Below are 15,343 nucleotides of genomic sequence, written 5' to 3'. Positions count from 1 at the left end.
CTGAAAAGGCAAACAGAATAAAGGCGCGTTAACAAAGCGGTTATGTAGCGGATTGCAAATCCGTCCAGTCCGGTTCGACTCCGGAACGCGCCTCCAACTTTCCCGAGCCCGGGTGGTGAAATCGGTAGACACAAGGGATTTAAAATCCCTCGGCTTATGGCTGTGCGGGTTCAAGTCCCGCCCCGGGTACCAGGGAATAAAAATACCGAATAATCAAAGCAATAAGTAGTAATGTCGTAGACCGCCGAGAGGCGGTTTTTTTGTTTTTGTAATTCGTATTCCCCCCGCATTCCTTCCTGTCTTGTCATGCCTTATACCCATGGATTGTCATCCTGTTTGCAGGGAGCCCCGCAGGGCTCCGAAGTACAACTCATAAGAAACCGAACGCCGCAGCGAGGATCCAGCCGAAGACGCAGGAGACGCTGACGCCGATCAGGCCTGGCAGAATAAAGCTGTGGTTGATCACGAAGCGGCCGATGCGGGTGGTGCCGGAGCGATCGAACTGGATTGCCGCCAGATCGCTGGGGTAGGTTGGCAGAATGTAATAGCCGTAACAGGCCGGCGCCGAAGCGACGATATAGGCGGGGTTAACCCCGATCGCCAGCGCCACCGGCACCAGCGCCGCCAGTGCGGCGGCCTGCGAGTTGACGAATTTCGACACCAGCAGCAGGATCAGCGCATAGGCCCAAGGGTACTCTTTCACCAACACACCCAGTGTGGCCTCGATCTGCGCCAGGTGCGCGCCGAACATGGTTTCCGCCATCCAGGCGACGCCATACACCGCCACGATGGCGATCATGCCGGAACGGAACACCTCGTTTTTAGAGATAGACGCCGGGTTGGTGCGGGTAATGATAACGATCAACGCCCCGGCCATCAGCATGCACATCTGGATCACCAGAACCATGGAGAGCGGCTTGCCGCCGAAGCTGGGCCGCAGGCCGGAAAAGGCCCCCAGCACCGCCACCAGGGCGATGGTGGCGAGGAAAATCCACATGGCGATCCAGTTGCTGCGCGGCAATACCCGATCCAGCAGGGTAGCGGCGTCGCCGTAGACATAGCGATGGTTCTCCGGCACCGAGATGAACTTCTGGAACTCCGGGTCTTTGTCCAGGTCTTTGCCGCGGAACCAGCTGAAGATGCCGATCGCCAGAATGCCGCACAGCGTCGAAGGGATGGTGATAGACAGCAGATCGAGGAATTCCAGATGGCGGCCATTGAAGGTGTAGCTGCTGAGCATTGCCACCAGTGACACCACCGCCACCGAGACCGGGCTGGCGATAATGCCCATCTGCGCGCCGATCGAACTGGCCGCCATCGGCCGTTCCGGGCGGATATTATTTTTGATCGCCACGTCATAGATGATCGGCAAGATGGTGTACACCACATGGCCGGTGCCGCACAGGATAGTGAGAATACAGGTGACGAAGGGGGCGATGATCGAGACATAACGCGGGTTGCGCCGCAGCATCCGCTCGGCGATCTGCAGCATGACGTCCAACCCGCCTGAGGCCTGCAGGGTGGCGGAGGCCGCCACCACCGCGATGATCACCAGCATCACGTCTACCGGCGGTTTGCCGGGCTGCAGGTGAAAGCCAAACACCAGGATCATCAAACCGATACCGCCCAGTAACCCCAGCGCAATGCCGCCCTTACGCGCCCCATACAGCAGGCATGCCAATATAACCGCTAATTGCAGAAAGAAATCCATGATAGATACGCCTTAATAATGTTGAACTTAACTGCGTTCAGTTTCCGGCGGTGTTTACAGTAGAAAGTTGTTTTAAATCTAAAGGCGCTAAAAAATTGTGGTTATTAGCTCTAAAGAGTGATGACGGTCACGTTCAGAGAATCTGAAGAGCAGGCGGCTGACGACATCAGCACGAAAAAGCAAGTTAAGAGGTCAGACCTCTCCTATATAACCGGTTTACCACCAGAGGAGAGAGCAATGGATCCGACAAAAATGACCGGGCTGGCGTTATTACAGGCTGCGATGGCTGGCAAGATCCCACCGGCCTCGATCGCTGAAACCGTGCCCATGAAACCGGTCGCGGTGGAAGAGGGGTATATTCGCATCGCGGCGCGGGCCGACGGGCGCCATCTGAATCCACTGGGGGGCGTACATGGCGGTTTCGCCGCCACGGTTTTGGACTCGGTGACCGGTTGCGCGGTGCACAGTACGCTGGGCGCGGGGATTGGCTATGGCACCGTCGATCTGCAGGTTAAAATGTTGCGCCCTGTGCCGAAAGAAACTGATCTGATCGCCGAGGGGCGTCTGGTCTATGCGGCGAAGAACGTCGCATTCGCTGAAGGCACGCTAAAAACGGCGGAAGGGAAGCTGCTGGCTTCGGCAACCGCCACTTGTTTTATTATTCGCCCCACCGAACAAGCACCGCAATAACCTGCTTTTTATCGGGCTTCGGGCTATCAACCCGGAGCCGGATGCACTTATCTTCGGCTGCATGCCTTGCTGCGCTACGATGGCAGGCGCGATACGCCATTGTGGTCTAGTATTCTTGGGTGAAAATTTATCGGGGTGATTATGCAGCCGTATAAAGAGGTTGAGTTTGATCATGAGCTTTGTCTGGCGATCGGCAAAGCCGTATTAGACGTGGTGGCGCAGGGGGAAGAAACCAGCGCTCCGGCGGTGATGAGCGCGATTGAGCGGTCGGTGGAGCAGGGGCTGGATGACGACGAAACCGCCATCGCCGACGACGCCCTGGATGTGATGGCTCGTCTCATCCACGGTTTCAGATTCATTAATCTCGCGGGTGAAGAGGATACTCCCCATGCATTGGTTGAATTTCAAGCGCTACAAGAGTGACGTTGCCAAACAGGCCGTGCCGCCGCATTTGAATGCGGCTGAGTTTGCGCGGCATTACGCCGACAAGCCGCAAGCTGATACGGAAGAGTACCTTTCGTTGAGCGGGGAGATGTGCTGGGATGCGGTGGTGCTTTGCGCCCACCGTTCAGGCGCGCTCAGCAAGGCGAAATACAAGCAGCTGTGGCTGACGGTGTTCGATAAGCAATATAAACATTTCGTCAGCCCTGATGATACCGAGATCCGCACCATGGCGGATATGCTGCGCGCGCCGCAGGGATGTTTTATCGGTATATTTTCCATGCGCGACGCGGCGGCGCCCCGATTGCTGCATGCCATGATCGGCACCGGTGCGGGATTTGCCGCGGGCAATAAAAATCTTTGCATCGGCGTGGGCGGCGCGGTCGGTTGGGAAAATCTCAATCTGGCGCGCGATCTGCGCTGGCAGCCGGAAGGCGGTTTTTCACGCCAGGGCGACAACGAAGTGCTGCGCATTTTTTATCGGCCTTTCCCCGCCTGAACCACCGGCCGCAGGCTTTTTAGGATAAAAAACCGCCGCCCGGCGGTTTTTTGTTGCTTACTTAAACCCGCCGTTGCGTATGAACTCGAGACCGGCGGTGGTGATCCGCGTTTGGTGCGGATCGATATCATAGTTGTTCTCGTCGATGTCGCTCATCACATAGGCTTGTATCAGCCCCTTGGTTTTAAGATAGGCGAAGGGATCGGCGAAGGCGTGCGGGCTGGTGGCGTCCTGCTTCCACAGTTCGTAGGTTTTTTCATCCAGCGTGCCGGGGTGATTGGCGGCCAGGCGGGTCAGGATCTGATTGTAGAACTCATAGTCGGTCATGATGCGGTCCTCTTTATCGCGAGCGACAGTCTCGGAAAATGGCGTAACGTCTATCAATCATAGCCGAAGTTTCCCACCGCCTGCGGCGTCGTCGGGTTAGCCGCGTTGGCTTTCAATCCAGTGAAACAGACGTGAAATGCTGAAGGTGATATCGCCAATGTTGAAAAGCGCGCCGAGCCACAGGGTCAGCATCACCAGGATACCGATGATGATGGGAAGGTTCATTTTGCTCATGATCATGTTCTTCATCAATAAAGAGTGTACGGCAAAACGTACCACCAATCCTGATTGTCATAAAAATGCGCTGCGCATTATTTCTTTTGAAATCAAAGTAAAAAAGCCACCCAAACGGGTGGCTTTCAGCGGCGATCAGTCCAGCTTGGGGTGCTGGTCTATCAGGATCTGCTTTTTCTTTTCCAGCTCGGCGATCTGCGCGTTGATGTCCTCGACTTTCTGTTCGATGTTGTCGTAGGTCTCCTGCAGCAGTTCTTTCGCTTCGGTACGGTCAGAAGCGGCCGGCGTCGCGCCGCGCAGCGGCTTGTTGGCGGTCTCTTTCATGTACAGACCGGTGATAAGACCGATCACCGCCACAACCATCAGGTAGTAGGCCGGCATGTACAGGTTGCCGGTCGCTTCGACCAGCCAGGCAGCGACGGTCGGTGTTGCACCGGCGATCAGTACCGAAATGTTGAACGAAATCGCCAGCGCGCTGTAGCGGATGTGCGTCGGGAACATTGCCGGCAGAATCGAGGCCATCACCCCGGTGAAGGAGTTGAGCAGGACCGCCAGCACCAGCAGACCGACGAAGATCAGGCCGATGACGTTGCTGTTGATCAAAATGAAGCACGGGATCGCCAGCGCCAACAGGCCGATGCTGCCGCCGATGATGAACGGCTTACGGCCGATACGGTCGCTGGTCAGGCCGATCACCGGCTGCACGAACAGCATGCCGATCATGATGGCGATGATGATCAGAACGCCGTGATCCTCCGAGTAGTGCAGGTTATGCGACAGGTAACTCGGCATGTAGGTCAACAGCATGTAATAGGTCACGTTGGTGGAAATCACGATACCGACGCACACCAGCAAACTTTTCCAGTGTTTGGCCGCGATCTCTTTGAACGAGGTTTTCGGCGGATTTTCGATGGCGTTGCGATCCTCTTTCTCCATCTTATCCACGTGCTGCTGGAACGCCGGGGTTTCTTCCAGCGCATGGCGCAGATAGAGACCGATCAGGCCCAGCGGCGCGGCGATGAAGAACGGAATGCGCCAGCCCCAGTCGAGGAAGTTGGCTTCGCCGACGATGCTGGAGATCAGCACCACTACGCCTGCGCCCATCACAAAGCCGGCGATGGAGCCGAAATCCAGCCAGCTCCCCATAAACCCGCGTTTGCGGTCCGGCGAGTACTCGGCGACGAAGATCGCCGCGCCGGAATATTCACCGCCGACGGAGAAGCCCTGCGCCAGTTTGGCCAGCAGCAGCAGGATCGGGGCCCAGATGCCGATCGACGCATAGGATGGGATCAGGCCGATACAGAAGGTGCTGACCGCCATGATGATAATGGTGACCGAGAGAACTTTTTGCCGGCCGAACTTGTCGCCCATAGCGCCGAAGAACAGGCCGCCGAGCGGACGCACCAGGAAGGGCACGGAGAAGGTCGCCAGCGCGGCGATCATTTGCACGCCGGGAGAGGCGCCGGGGAAGAAGACCTGGCCAAGCGCATAGGCGACAAAGCCGTATACGCCGAAGTCGAACCACTCCATCGCGTTGCCCAGGGCCGCCGCGGTGATCGCCTTCTTGAGTTTGCTGTCATCGATGATGGTGATGTCGTTAATGTGCATCGGTTTATGTCGTTTTTTTCTTAACTTCATATAATCATCCCTTAATGAATTATTCGTTGTTCGTGAAAGCGTCATCTCCGTTCACTGTTGTTTTCGAGTTATCAAATCGGCTAATCGAATCGCGATTCAAAACGATTCATTATCCACATTTAAGTTGGGATGTGGATCACAAAATATCGTCGTTTATGCCAAGGTTATGTCATTTAGGTGACTAATTATTTTGCATCTATAGCTTAACGTTATATCTTGCGGCGATCAAATTCAGCAGTTTAACTTAAGTATTTGCACCGATTTGGTGCGAGAATAGTCTAATAATTGTTCTATTTGACGGTTTTTCGTCTGATTGATGATGTTTCAAGTATAGAGAGTACGGGAGATAAAACAGGAAAAATTGATGTGTTCGTCGCTAAAAAAACGCCTGACCAACTGGCCAGGCAGTTTGGATTAGGGCGCCGACGAACCGCCGAACTCCAGATAGATTTTCGCCAGGTTCTGGTACTGCGCGAAGCGGTTTTCGTCTACCGCCAGTTCCGCCTGACGGCGTTGCTCCTGAGCGTTTAGCCAGTCGGTAATGGTGACGGCACCCTGCCGGTAGCGCACCTCGTTCAGCCGCTCCGATTTGCGCGCCAGCGCCAATGAAGCGCGCAACTGCGTCTCCTGCGCCAGCAGCTGCGTACGCAATGACAGGGCGTTGTTCACATCGCCCATCGCCTTGTACAGCGCCTGTTTGAACGCCAGCACCTGCTGTTCATAATCGTTGCGGGCGATCTTGATCTCCACGCCCATTTGCCGCCACTGCAGGAACGGCAGCGTCAGGCCGGCGCTGAGGCTGCCCGTCGGGTTGCGCAGGAATTCCAGCAGCGCGCTGCTGCTGGCACCCAGCGAGCCGGTCAGGCTGAACGCGGGATAGTATTGCAGCCGTTTCTCGTCGACGTTGGCCAGGGCGGCGCGCAACCGCAGCTCTTTAGCGCTGAGATCCGGGCGGCGGCTCAAGACGCTGGCGGGAATGCCGGTGTTGATCTGCGGCATCGCCGCCGTCGGCAGGCGTGCGGGCGCGATAGTGGCCTGGCCCGAAGGCGCACCCAGCAGCACCGCCTGTTCGTTCAGCGCCTGTTGGCGTTCGTGCTGCAACGCCAGCAGTCGGCTTTCCTGCGCCAGCAAGCTTTGCTCCGCGTTCACCACGTCCAGCGCCGAGATGCTGCCGGCCTGATAACGGGCGTTGGCCAGCCGTAGCGTCGTTTTGGCATAGGCGATGCTCGCCCGGCTGACGTCGATCTGCTGATTGAGGAAGCCGATGCGCCAGTAATTCGTGGCGGCGTCGGCCAGCAGCGTCAGGCGCGCCGTTTGCAGATCCTGCTCGGAAGCCTGGCTGGCCCACTCGGCGGCGTCGCGCTGGCGCGCCAGCTTGCCCCACAGATCGACCTCATAGCTGGTGGTGAGCGACGCGTTGCTGGTTTTATTCCACGAGGAGGACTCGGACAGCGGGCGATTAATGCTGCTGCCTAATGAGGCGCTGACGTCAGGCGCGGTGCTGATGCCGACGCGTTCCGCCTCGAGCCGCGCGCGGTAGACGCGCAGCACGGCGACGGCCAGATCGTTGTTGCTGGCCATCACCTGTTGCAGCCAGCGATCGAGCTCAGGATCGTGGAAATCACGCCAGTCGAACGGCGTCGGCGTGGCGTTTTCGGCGGTGTGCTGCCACCCTGCAGGATAGTTGATCTGCGGCGCCCGGTAGTCGCTTTTCAGGGCGTTGCCGCAGCCGGCGGTGAGCAGGGCGGCGAGGCTTAACGCCAGGGGAGAGATAATTTTCATGGGTTACTCGCTGGCCAATGAAACGACCGGATCCATCCTTGCCGCTTTACGGGCGGGGAGATAACCGAAGATCATGCCGATTAAGGTTGAACAGAAAAACGCCGTCGCGGCGGCTTGCCAGGAATAGATGGCGGTGAACATGCCGCCCGCCAGCGTGGTGAACAGCGAACCGGCGGCGAACGACAGCGCGATGCCCAAAATGCCGCCGATCAGACAGACCAGCACCGCCTCGATCATGAACTGTTGCATGATATCGCCGCGCCGCGCGCCGACCGCCATGCGCACGCCGATCTCGTGGGTGCGCTCGGTTACCGAGACCAGCATGATGTTCATTACGCCCAGGCTGCCGATCACCAGCGAGATCGAGGCCACCATCAGGATCAGCAGGCTGAGCGTCATCGAGGTGCGTTCGATCGATTTACGGAACTGATCGCGGTTGAACGTCATGAAATCCTTGACGCCATGGCGTTGGGTCAGCAACTGCGTGATGGCGCTGACGGCGGCTTCGCTGGCGACGTCGTCCTTCAGGCGCACGGTGATGCCGCCGAGCGTGGTCTTGCCGACCATACGGTACATCACCGTGCTGTAGGGCATCCAGACGCTGATGCGGTTAGGCGCATAGTTGCGTTCGCTTTTGGCGACGCCGACCACCCGCGCCGGCACCGAGCCGAGAAACACGATCTGGCCGAGCGGCTCGACGCCAAAATCGCCGAACAGCGCCTGGCGCGCGTTGTCGTCGATGATCACTTCCTGCAGCGCGTTGCGATCGTCGCGGAAGGTGGCGCCTTGCACCAGCGTGATGCCGTTGACGCGGAAATAGTCGCGCCCGACGCCGGTGATCGAGGCGGTGGCGGATTTGCTGCGAAAACGGATGCTGTCGGACGCGCTGACCTCCGGGCTGACGCTGTCGACGAAGCTTTGTTGCGCCAGGGCGTCGGCGTCGGCCGGCACCAGGGTGCGGATGCTGTCGATGGCGTCGTCGAAGAAGTCGCGCCCCGGATAGATGCTCACCACGTTGGTGCCGAGCCCCTTGATATTCTCCAGCGTGCGCTGCTTGGCGCCTTCGCCCAGCGCCACCACCGTAACCACGGCGGCGATGCCGAAGATAATCCCGGTCATGGTCAGCGCGGTGCGCAGGCGGTGGGCGTTCATCGCTTTTAGCGCCATGTGCAGCGATTCGCGGGTGCGGTCAATCAGGCTTTGCCAGCCGCTTTGCCGACTGCGGTTCGGCGGCGACAGCGCGGTGGCGGGCGCCGATTGGCGGCCGCTGTCAGCGATGATCTCGCCGTCTCGCAGCTCGATGACGCGGTGCGCATGCTGCGCCACGTTCATATCGTGGGTCACGATAACCACGGTGTGGCCGCGCTGATTCAGCTCGCTCAGGATCGCCAGCACTTCCTGGCCGGATTGGGTGTCCAGCGCGCCGGTCGGTTCGTCCGCCAGGATAATTTCGCCGCCGTTGATCAGCGAGCGGGCGATGCTGACGCGCTGCTGCTGGCCGCCGGAAAGCTGGCCGGGCTTGTGGTCTTCGCGACCCTCCAGGCCTAACCGCGCCAGCAGTTGCGCCGCCCGCAGCCGCCGCTGATCGCGCCGGGCGTTGGCGTAGATGGCCGGAATTTCGACGTTGCCCAGCGCGCTGAGATCGGGCATCAGGTGGTAACGCTGGAAGATAAAGCCGATATGCTCGCGGCGCAGGCGGGCCAGTTCGTCCGGCGACAGGTGGGCGGCGTTCTGGCCGCTGATGTAGTAGTCGCCGCGATCCGGCACGTCGAGGCAGCCCATGATGTTCATCAGCGTCGATTTGCCGGAACCCGAGGCGCCGATGATCGCCACCAGCTCGCCAGCGGCGATGGTCAAATCGATGTCTTTCAACACCGTCAGCGCCTGACCGCCGTTGGTGTAGGTTCGACTGATGCCTTTTAGCTCGATGATCGCGTTCACAGGAAGATGCCATCCTCAGCCGACTTGGCGGCGGGCTGCGACAGCACCACGGTTTCACCGGCTTTCAGGCCGCTGAGGATCTGAATATCGACGTTGTTGGTGATGCCGGTGGTCACTTCGCGCGTTTCCAGCCGCTGATCCTGAGTCAGCACCTGCACCTGCTGCACTTTTCCTTCGGTTTTATGCACTGCCTGGATCGGCACCAGCAGGGTGTTCTTCGCGTCGCCAAGCAGTAAGGAAACCTGCGCGGTCATGGCGATGCGCAGGCGGTTCTCCGGGTTGGGTACGTCCAGCAGCGCGTTGTAATAAACCGAGGCGTTCGAGGTGCCGGAACCAGACGCGGAGCTGGTGCCGGCGAGCGAGTCGTCTTTCATCACCGATTCCGGCGCCAGCTCGATGGTGCGCAGCGTGGCGTCGTACCGTTTATCCGGATCGGAGAAAATCGTGAAGTACGCCTTTTGCCCCGGTGAAATGCGGGTGATGTCGGCTTCGGAGATCTGCGCCTTGATGGTCATCATATCCAACCGCGCCAGCTTGACGATGGTCGGCGCGCTTTGGCTGGAGTTGACCGTTTGCCCCTGCTGCGTCACCACGGCGATGACGATGCCGTCCATCGGCGCGACCACGCGGGTATAGCCCAGATCGATTTTTTTCTTGTCGACTTCGATCTGCGATTGCACCAACTGCGCATTGAGCGCCTGCAGATCGGCGCGAGTGGTGGCGAGTGAGGCTTCGGCGGTTTCGAAGTCTTCCCGCGAACTGGCTTCGTCGTTCAGCATGCGGCGCTGGCGTTTGAAACGCGACTCCGCCTGTTTCAGCAAGGCCTGTTTGGCTAACATATTGGCTTTGACTACGTTCAGCGCCGCCTCGGCGTTGCGCAGATCGTTGCGCTGTTGCTGATCGTCGATGTCGGCGATCGGTTGCCCTTTGGTGACGCGATCGCCCAGCTTGACCTTCAGCGATTTGACTTCGCCGGAGACGCGGGCGCCGACGTTGACGCGTTCGATGGCATCCAGCCGCCCGGTGGCCAGCACGGCGTTTTCGATATCGCCCAGGCGGGCCGGCGCGGTAACGTAATCCTGCTGCGGCGGGCGTTGCCAAAAGATGGCCAGCGCGACGGCGACGGCGATGAAAACGATGGCGGCGATCAACGCCAGACGGCGGGAGGGGAGTTTCAGTGATGACATACCCAGGTTTTCCATAACGATAAAAGCGGCGGTTCCAGTCTGCCATCATGGCAGCGCCAGCTTGAACTGGCGCTAAACGTGAGGCGCTTTCCCGCTGGAAAGGGGATAGTAAAGGCTTTCCCGCTAAAGATCACGGTGAGTTATTATCCGCCGGGTGTGCAACCGGCTGCGTTGGGCGTTATACTGGGTAAAAAACCAGTACTCATTCATCAGCAGGATAATACCACCGCCATGATGCCAAACCGCCTCGAGCCGGAACTCGACATTTATCAATACCCGGAGCACCTGCGCGCCTGCTTGGCACCGTTGCCCAAGGGCCCCGGCGTCTATATGTTCCACGGCGAGAGCGAAAGCCTACCGCTTTACATCGGTAAAAGCGTCAATATACGCAGCCGGGTGATGGCGCATTTTCGCGCGCAGGAGGAGGCAAAAATGCTGCGCCAAACCCGGCGTATCAGCTTTGTCGAGACCGCCGGCGAGTTGGGGGCACTGCTGCTGGAGGCGCAGTTGATCAAACAACAACAGCCGCTGTTCAACAAACGCCTGCGGCGCTCGAAGCAGCTGTGCGCGTTGCGTTTACAGGCTGATGCGGTGACGATTGCTCACGCCAAAGAGATCGACTTCGCCGTCACGCCCGATCTCTACGGGCTGTTTGCCAATCGCCACGCCGCGCTGGAAAAGCTGCGCGCCATCGCCGACGAGCATCGATTGTGTTACGGCAAGCTGGGGATCGACAAGCTGCCCGCCGGGCGAGCCTGTTTCCGTTACAGCCTGCGCAAGTGCGCCGGCGCCTGCTGTGGCCTGGAGTCGGCGCAGGAACATGCTCTGCGGCTCAGCGCGGCGCTTGAGCAGTTGCGCATCGCCTGTTGGCCGTTCGCCGGGCGTGTGGCGCTGGAGGAGCAGGGCGAGACGCTGCGTCAGTACCATGTGATACACAATTGGTTTTATCTGGGCTCGGTCGGCAATCTGGCGCAGGCGCAGCGGCTCCAGAGTGCGGCCAGCCATTTTGATAGCGATGGCTACAAGATTTTGTGCAAGCCGCTCATGGCCGGCGATTATCGGATTATTGAGCTGCCGTAATGCCATAACGCTATCGATAACCTAAGACTTATCTGTAAATTCAGGGCATTATGCTGAAAAAGCTTGAGTCCATAATGTTGTTATGGATAATGGCGCCCCGAAGCGAAGGAACGCGCTATTAACTCAGTTGGCAGAGTGATTGGTTTTATAATGGCTTGTTTTGGCTTGAAAATTGATAGACGCGGGTTCGAGTCCTGCATAGCGCGCCAGCTTTCTTTCCTTCATCTCACCGCGCTTATCGTAAAGCGCACCCGGGTTGATTTGCACTATCGGCTCCTCGTTGGGATTTTCGGGTGTGCTTTACCGTAACCGCTGGCTTTCCTTCCTCTTTCTCTTTCGATCCTTTGCTAAACTGTAATCAGGCAGGCTTGCTGCCCGGCAACAGGAGGTCGATATGTCTCACTCCGAGCAACTGCAGGAGCTCTTGCAACGCGTCGCCGCCCTTGAGGCGAGAGAGAAAGCGCTGAGCGCCGCGTCCAACGCTTACCAGGCGATTATCACCACCATGTTGGGCAATATGGAGAAGACCGAGCGTGACCGGATCATCGCGATGATCGATCAGGCCCATGAAATCGCTTACGCCCGCGCCATTCAACGCAGCAACGAACCGCAAAAGCAAAAAATCAAACAGGCCGACGACGTCGCCCAGCGCATGTTCATGTTTGCGCAAGGCAAAGCCGCCCAGCCGCGCTGAAGCCGAACTATAACAGTTGCCGCCATTAAGTTGGCTAACTGATCTACCCGGCAAAACTGTACTTGTGTTACTTTTAGCGGTGAGATTTGATGGCAATGCTGTTTCCAGCATAAGGTTGTAACGATGGACGCGATTAAAAGCATCTTGGTTAAAGAGATTGAACAGATCAATCGGCGTGAAGGGCGGGACGGCAAGCCGCGCTTCAACAGCGAATTCGCCCGCACTCACCGCTATCTGTGCCTTGCCATGTTTGCCGGTTATTTCGCGGTGATCGCCGTGATGTATCAGGTGCCGTACATGGGGATATATGCCTTCCTGGGCTTCACCGCTTTCGTGCTGTTCATGTTCGCCATGCTGCTGATCGAGATCCGGCCGGTGTACCGCTTCGAGGACATCGGGGTGCTGGATCTGCGAGTTTGCTACAACGGCGAGTGGTACTTCACCCGTGCGCTGTCGCCTTATGCGGTGCAGCAACTGCTGGATGAGCCCTCTATCGGTGCCGCGCTGAAACAGAAGATGCGGGTTATCATCGGTAACAAGGGCGAAATCGACTTCTACGACGTGTACGACATGGCCTACGGAAAAAAGCCGCAGGATGAAACACCTCAGCTGGCGGCGGCAAACTGAAAGGTTTCCGGCCGGCGGCTTGTCGATTATACTCAGCGTTTGAACGCGAAGCAGAATGAGGACCAAGCGATGAGTGATGATATTTTCGATTTTGATATCGATGCCGAACTGGCGAAAGCCGAAGAAAAAGCGGCGCAGAAGGTAAAAGAGGTCCCCGAGTTCCTCGAAGACGAAGCGGACTGCGAAGGTTGCAAGATCTGATCGCCTGACCCATAAAAAAAACCGCCGCGGCGGTTTTTTTTATGTCTGAGCGTCGCGCGGCGTCAATCCAGCACGAATCCCCAGATCAGGAACGCCGCCACCAGAATCAGGCAAAGCGCGGACACCGTCACCAGTATTTTCCCCAGAATGTCTTTTTCTTGTTCCTGCTGCGTCACGTTGAAATTATCCAATTAAAAGTCTATGGACCAAACCGGCGATGCTGAGATCGGCTGCCGCTACGCCCAGCGCCATGAGCATCATCACCGAAAGAAATCGAGTCTTGCCGTTCACATCCTTAATCCCTATGGACGCCGCTGTTAGGTTTTTATATCAAAGGGATATCGTTCAGCGACGCGCTATTTCATGCATCATGATAGTGATTAAGAACGTTCTTAAGGCCAGAAGTTCCCTCATCGTGTAAAGCCGCCCGCGGTAGCGTCAGTCGGTTACGATTCGGACGCCTATCTTGCTGACTTGATTGCCGTCCATTTCGGCAATGGTCCAGGTCAGGCCGTCCCATTCCACCTGGTCGCCGATCACCGGTTCACCGCCGATCAGCTGAATGACGAACTGCCCCAGCGTCTGCTGCTCGTCGACGTCGTCTTGCAGATTGAGACCATAAACCTGCGAGATGTCGCTTAAACGGGCGTCGGATTGCAGGATAAAGTCGCCGAAGAAGCGTTCGTCGAGCGTCACGGCCGGCGCCTGGCTGAACAGCTTGCCGAGGATCGGCAGATCGTGCTCATGGCCGATGACGCACAGAATATCGTTCTCCCGCAGCCGGGTACTGCCGCTAGGATGCAGCAACTCTTTGCCACGGAACAGGGCGGCGATGCGGGTATTGGGCGGCATTTTCAGCTCACGCAGCGCCGCGCCGACGCACCAGTTTTCCGCCGAAAGCTGATACACGAACTGTTCCCACTGGTTTTCCGGGTGCACGTCCAGCCCAACGCGGGAGATCGGCGTCAGCGCCGGCGGCACGATCACCTTGGCTTTTTTGGCGGCGAACGACAGTGTGGTGCCCTGCAGCAGCAGGGAGACCAGCACCACGAAGAACGCCACGTTGAAGAACAGCTGGGCATTGGGCAGCCCGGCCATCATCGGGAACACCGCCAGGATCACCGGCACCGCGCCGCGCAGGCCGACCCAGGAAATAAAGCCGCGCTCGCGCAGGGTAAAGCTGCGGAACGGCAGCAGGCCGATAAACACCGACAGCGGGCGGGCGAACAGGATCATCCACAGCGACAGCAGCAGGGCAGGGATGGCGATCGGCAGCAGCTCGTGCGGGTTGAGCAGCAGCCCGAGCACCAGAAACATGCCGATCTGGCTGAGCCAGGCGAGGCCATCGAAGGTTTGTACGATGCCGTGACGGTTGCGGATCGGCCGGTTGCCCAGCAGCAGGCCGCACAGATACACCGCCAGAATGCCGCTGCCGTCCAGCGCGGTGGTCAGCGCGAAAATAAGAATACCGCCGCTTACCGCCAGCAGCGGATAGAGGCCGTCCGCCAGTTTGATGTGGTTGATCAGCGTCAGCAGCAGCCAGCCGCCGCCCAGACCGAAGACGATGCCCATGCCGAACTGCTGCATCAGATGCAGCGGGAAGGTCCAGCTCAGTGCGGTTTCCCCGGCGGCGATCATCGCAATCAGCGTGATGGTGAGAAACACCGCCATCGGATCGTTGCTGCCGGATTCGATCTCCAGCGTGGCGCTGACGCGTTCGTTCAAACCTTTGCCCCCCAAAAGAGAGAAGACCGCGGCGGCGTCGGTGGAACCGATGATGGCGCCGATCAGCAGCCCCTGCAGCAGATCGAGATTGAACAGCCAGGCGGCGGCCATGCCGGTCAGGCCGGCGGTGATCACTACGCCGACGGTGGCGAGAGAGAGTGCCGGCCACAGGGCTACGCGGAAAGAGCTGACCCGGGTACGCATGCCGCCGTCGAGCAGGATCACCGCCAACGCGAGGTTGCTGACCAGATAAGCGACCGGGTAATTGCTGAAGACGATGCCGCCGGGGCCATCGACGCCGGCCAACATGCCGATCGCCAGGAAGATCACCAGGATCGGAATGCCGAGCCGGGAAGAAAATGAGCTGAGCAGAATGCTTGCCCCCACCAGCACGGCACCGATGACGAACAAGCTGTTAATGGTGCTGGCATCCAAAATATTGCTCTCCTTAGGCTGGGGGATAGGGGGCACTGCGCGTGTTTCGATGATAACGTGTTTAGTGGGTAAAACGCCAAGGCTGATTGCGAAAACAATCGATCAATTATTGCCCGTTGGTGCGATTAAAC

General features: G+C 58.4%; 16 protein-coding genes and 3 tRNA genes. 10 read left to right on the top strand and 9 right to left on the bottom strand.

The features are described 5' to 3' along the window. The first annotated feature begins 22 nt into the window (after nt 1–22). A tRNA-Cys gene (locus JL05_RS19380) sits at nt 23–96 on the top strand. Nucleotides 97–106: 10 nt separating this feature from the next. Continuing rightward, nucleotides 107–192 (top strand) — tRNA-Leu (locus tag JL05_RS19375). 178 nt (nt 193–370) lie between these two features. Here JL05_RS19375 and JL05_RS19370 read toward each other — a convergent pair. After that, on the bottom strand, nt 371–1,711 hold the full coding sequence (locus tag JL05_RS19370) for an anaerobic C4-dicarboxylate transporter (RefSeq protein WP_004927934.1): 1,341 nt from the start codon (nt 1,709–1,711) through the stop codon (nt 371–373). A 237-nt stretch (nt 1,712–1,948) separates the two neighbouring features. On the opposite strand from JL05_RS19370, the gene JL05_RS19365 reads away from it, so the two are divergent. The 3 genes from JL05_RS19365 to JL05_RS19355 all read left to right on the top strand — a co-directional run bounded on the left by JL05_RS19365 (nt 1,949) and on the right by JL05_RS19355 (nt 3,341). Continuing rightward, nucleotides 1,949–2,401 (top strand): PaaI family thioesterase, encoded by a 453-nt coding sequence (locus tag JL05_RS19365; protein WP_004927931.1) that lies wholly within the window; start codon nt 1,949–1,951, stop codon nt 2,399–2,401. A 141-nt stretch (nt 2,402–2,542) separates the two neighbouring features. After that, nucleotides 2,543–2,824, top strand: coding sequence for a hypothetical protein (locus tag JL05_RS19360; protein WP_033633385.1), 282 nt, complete (start codon nt 2,543–2,545; stop codon nt 2,822–2,824). After that, complete coding sequence (locus JL05_RS19355; RefSeq protein WP_033633384.1) at nt 2,790–3,341, top strand: hypothetical protein; 552 nt, start codon at nt 2,790–2,792, stop codon at nt 3,339–3,341. Before JL05_RS19360 ends, JL05_RS19355 begins: the two co-directional genes overlap by 35 nt. Nucleotides 3,342–3,398: 57 nt before the next feature. Here the strand turns inward: JL05_RS19355 and JL05_RS19350 are convergent, their stop codons facing one another. The 6 genes from JL05_RS19350 to etsA form a co-directional block, all read right to left on the bottom strand. Further along, nucleotides 3,399–3,668, bottom strand: a complete 270-nt coding sequence (locus tag JL05_RS19350; RefSeq protein WP_033633383.1) for a hypothetical protein — start codon at nt 3,666–3,668, stop codon at nt 3,399–3,401. A gap of 96 nt (nt 3,669–3,764) precedes the next feature. Further along, complete coding sequence (locus tag JL05_RS25460) at nt 3,765–3,902, bottom strand: hypothetical protein (protein WP_162180462.1); 138 nt, start codon at nt 3,900–3,902, stop codon at nt 3,765–3,767. A gap of 135 nt (nt 3,903–4,037) precedes the next feature. Then, on the bottom strand, nt 4,038–5,540 hold the full coding sequence (gene proP, locus JL05_RS19340) for a glycine betaine/L-proline transporter ProP (RefSeq protein ID WP_015377406.1): 1,503 nt from the start codon (nt 5,538–5,540) through the stop codon (nt 4,038–4,040). A gap of 414 nt (nt 5,541–5,954) precedes the next feature. Then, the gene (gene etsC / locus JL05_RS19335) at nt 5,955–7,322 is read right to left on the bottom strand and encodes a macrolide efflux RND transporter outer membrane subunit EtsC (protein ID WP_033633380.1); all 1,368 of its coding nucleotides are present in this window, start codon (nt 7,320–7,322) and stop codon (nt 5,955–5,957) included. A 3-nt stretch (nt 7,323–7,325) separates the two neighbouring features. Further along, nucleotides 7,326–9,263 carry a MacB family efflux pump subunit gene (locus JL05_RS19330; protein ID WP_033633379.1) on the bottom strand — a complete coding sequence of 646 codons (1,938 nt, stop codon included), beginning with the start codon at nt 9,261–9,263 and terminating at the stop codon, nt 7,326–7,328. Next, nucleotides 9,260–10,450 carry a macrolide efflux RND transporter periplasmic adaptor subunit EtsA gene (etsA, locus tag JL05_RS19325; RefSeq protein ID WP_457852709.1) on the bottom strand — a complete coding sequence of 397 codons (1,191 nt, stop codon included), beginning with the start codon at nt 10,448–10,450 and terminating at the stop codon, nt 9,260–9,262. The genes JL05_RS19330 and etsA overlap by 4 nt, the downstream gene beginning before the upstream one ends. Before the next feature lie 231 nt (nt 10,451–10,681). On the opposite strand from etsA, the gene cho reads away from it, so the two are divergent. The 5 genes from cho (at nt 10,682) to JL05_RS25855 (ending at nt 13,052) form a co-directional block, all read left to right on the top strand. Next, complete coding sequence (gene cho, locus JL05_RS19320; protein WP_033633378.1) at nt 10,682–11,530, top strand: excinuclease Cho; 849 nt, start codon at nt 10,682–10,684, stop codon at nt 11,528–11,530. A gap of 112 nt (nt 11,531–11,642) precedes the next feature. Beyond that, nucleotides 11,643–11,739, top strand: a tRNA-OTHER gene (locus JL05_RS19315). Between the two features lie 185 nt (nt 11,740–11,924). Beyond that, nucleotides 11,925–12,224 (top strand): sigma-S stabilization anti-adapter protein IraP, encoded by a 300-nt coding sequence (locus JL05_RS19310; RefSeq protein ID WP_016928230.1) that lies wholly within the window; start codon nt 11,925–11,927, stop codon nt 12,222–12,224. A gap of 123 nt (nt 12,225–12,347) precedes the next feature. Further along, nucleotides 12,348–12,851: a YlaC family protein gene (locus tag JL05_RS19305; RefSeq protein WP_016928229.1), complete on the top strand. Its 504-nt coding sequence runs from the start codon at nt 12,348–12,350 to the stop codon at nt 12,849–12,851. Between the two features lie 69 nt (nt 12,852–12,920). After that, complete coding sequence (locus JL05_RS25855; RefSeq protein WP_015377413.1) at nt 12,921–13,052, top strand: hypothetical protein; 132 nt, start codon at nt 12,921–12,923, stop codon at nt 13,050–13,052. Between the two features lie 62 nt (nt 13,053–13,114). Here JL05_RS25855 and JL05_RS25850 read toward each other — a convergent pair whose 3' ends face one another. After that, complete coding sequence (locus tag JL05_RS25850) at nt 13,115–13,243, bottom strand: hypothetical protein (RefSeq protein WP_016928228.1); 129 nt, start codon at nt 13,241–13,243, stop codon at nt 13,115–13,117. A gap of 247 nt (nt 13,244–13,490) precedes the next feature. Beyond that, a complete protein-coding gene (locus tag JL05_RS19290) occupies nt 13,491–15,212 on the bottom strand; it encodes a potassium/proton antiporter (RefSeq protein WP_015377414.1) in 1,722 nt (573 codons plus the stop codon). Nucleotides 15,213–15,343 lie beyond the last annotated feature (131 nt).

Source organism: Serratia nematodiphila DZ0503SBS1 (genome assembly GCF_000738675.1).
Lineage (GTDB): Bacteria > Pseudomonadota > Gammaproteobacteria > Enterobacterales > Enterobacteriaceae > Serratia > Serratia nematodiphila.
Note: the sequence above shows the minus strand (reverse complement) of the source record. Positions and strands in the feature narration are given on the sequence as shown.

Coding starts and splice junctions, on each gene's coding strand:
- JL05_RS19370 (WP_004927934.1), bottom strand. CDS start 1,711: ATGGATTTCTTTCTGCAATTAGCGGTTATATTGGCATGCCTGCTGTAT.
- JL05_RS19365 (WP_004927931.1), top strand. CDS start 1,949: ATGGATCCGACAAAAATGACCGGGCTGGCGTTATTACAGGCTGCGATG.
- JL05_RS19360 (WP_033633385.1), top strand. CDS start 2,543: ATGCAGCCGTATAAAGAGGTTGAGTTTGATCATGAGCTTTGTCTGGCG.
- JL05_RS19355 (WP_033633384.1), top strand. CDS start 2,790: ATGCATTGGTTGAATTTCAAGCGCTACAAGAGTGACGTTGCCAAACAG.
- JL05_RS19350 (WP_033633383.1), bottom strand. CDS start 3,668: ATGACCGACTATGAGTTCTACAATCAGATCCTGACCCGCCTGGCCGCC.
- JL05_RS25460 (WP_162180462.1), bottom strand. CDS start 3,902: ATGAGCAAAATGAACCTTCCCATCATCATCGGTATCCTGGTGATGCTG.
- proP (WP_015377406.1), bottom strand. CDS start 5,540: ATGAAGTTAAGAAAAAAACGACATAAACCGATGCACATTAACGACATC.
- etsC (WP_033633380.1), bottom strand. CDS start 7,322: ATGAAAATTATCTCTCCCCTGGCGTTAAGCCTCGCCGCCCTGCTCACC.
- etsA (WP_457852709.1), bottom strand. CDS start 10,450: ATGTCATCACTGAAACTCCCCTCCCGCCGTCTGGCGTTGATCGCCGCC.
- cho (WP_033633378.1), top strand. CDS start 10,682: ATGATGCCAAACCGCCTCGAGCCGGAACTCGACATTTATCAATACCCG.
- JL05_RS19310 (WP_016928230.1), top strand. CDS start 11,925: ATGTCTCACTCCGAGCAACTGCAGGAGCTCTTGCAACGCGTCGCCGCC.
- JL05_RS19305 (WP_016928229.1), top strand. CDS start 12,348: ATGGACGCGATTAAAAGCATCTTGGTTAAAGAGATTGAACAGATCAAT.
- JL05_RS25855 (WP_015377413.1), top strand. CDS start 12,921: ATGAGTGATGATATTTTCGATTTTGATATCGATGCCGAACTGGCGAAA.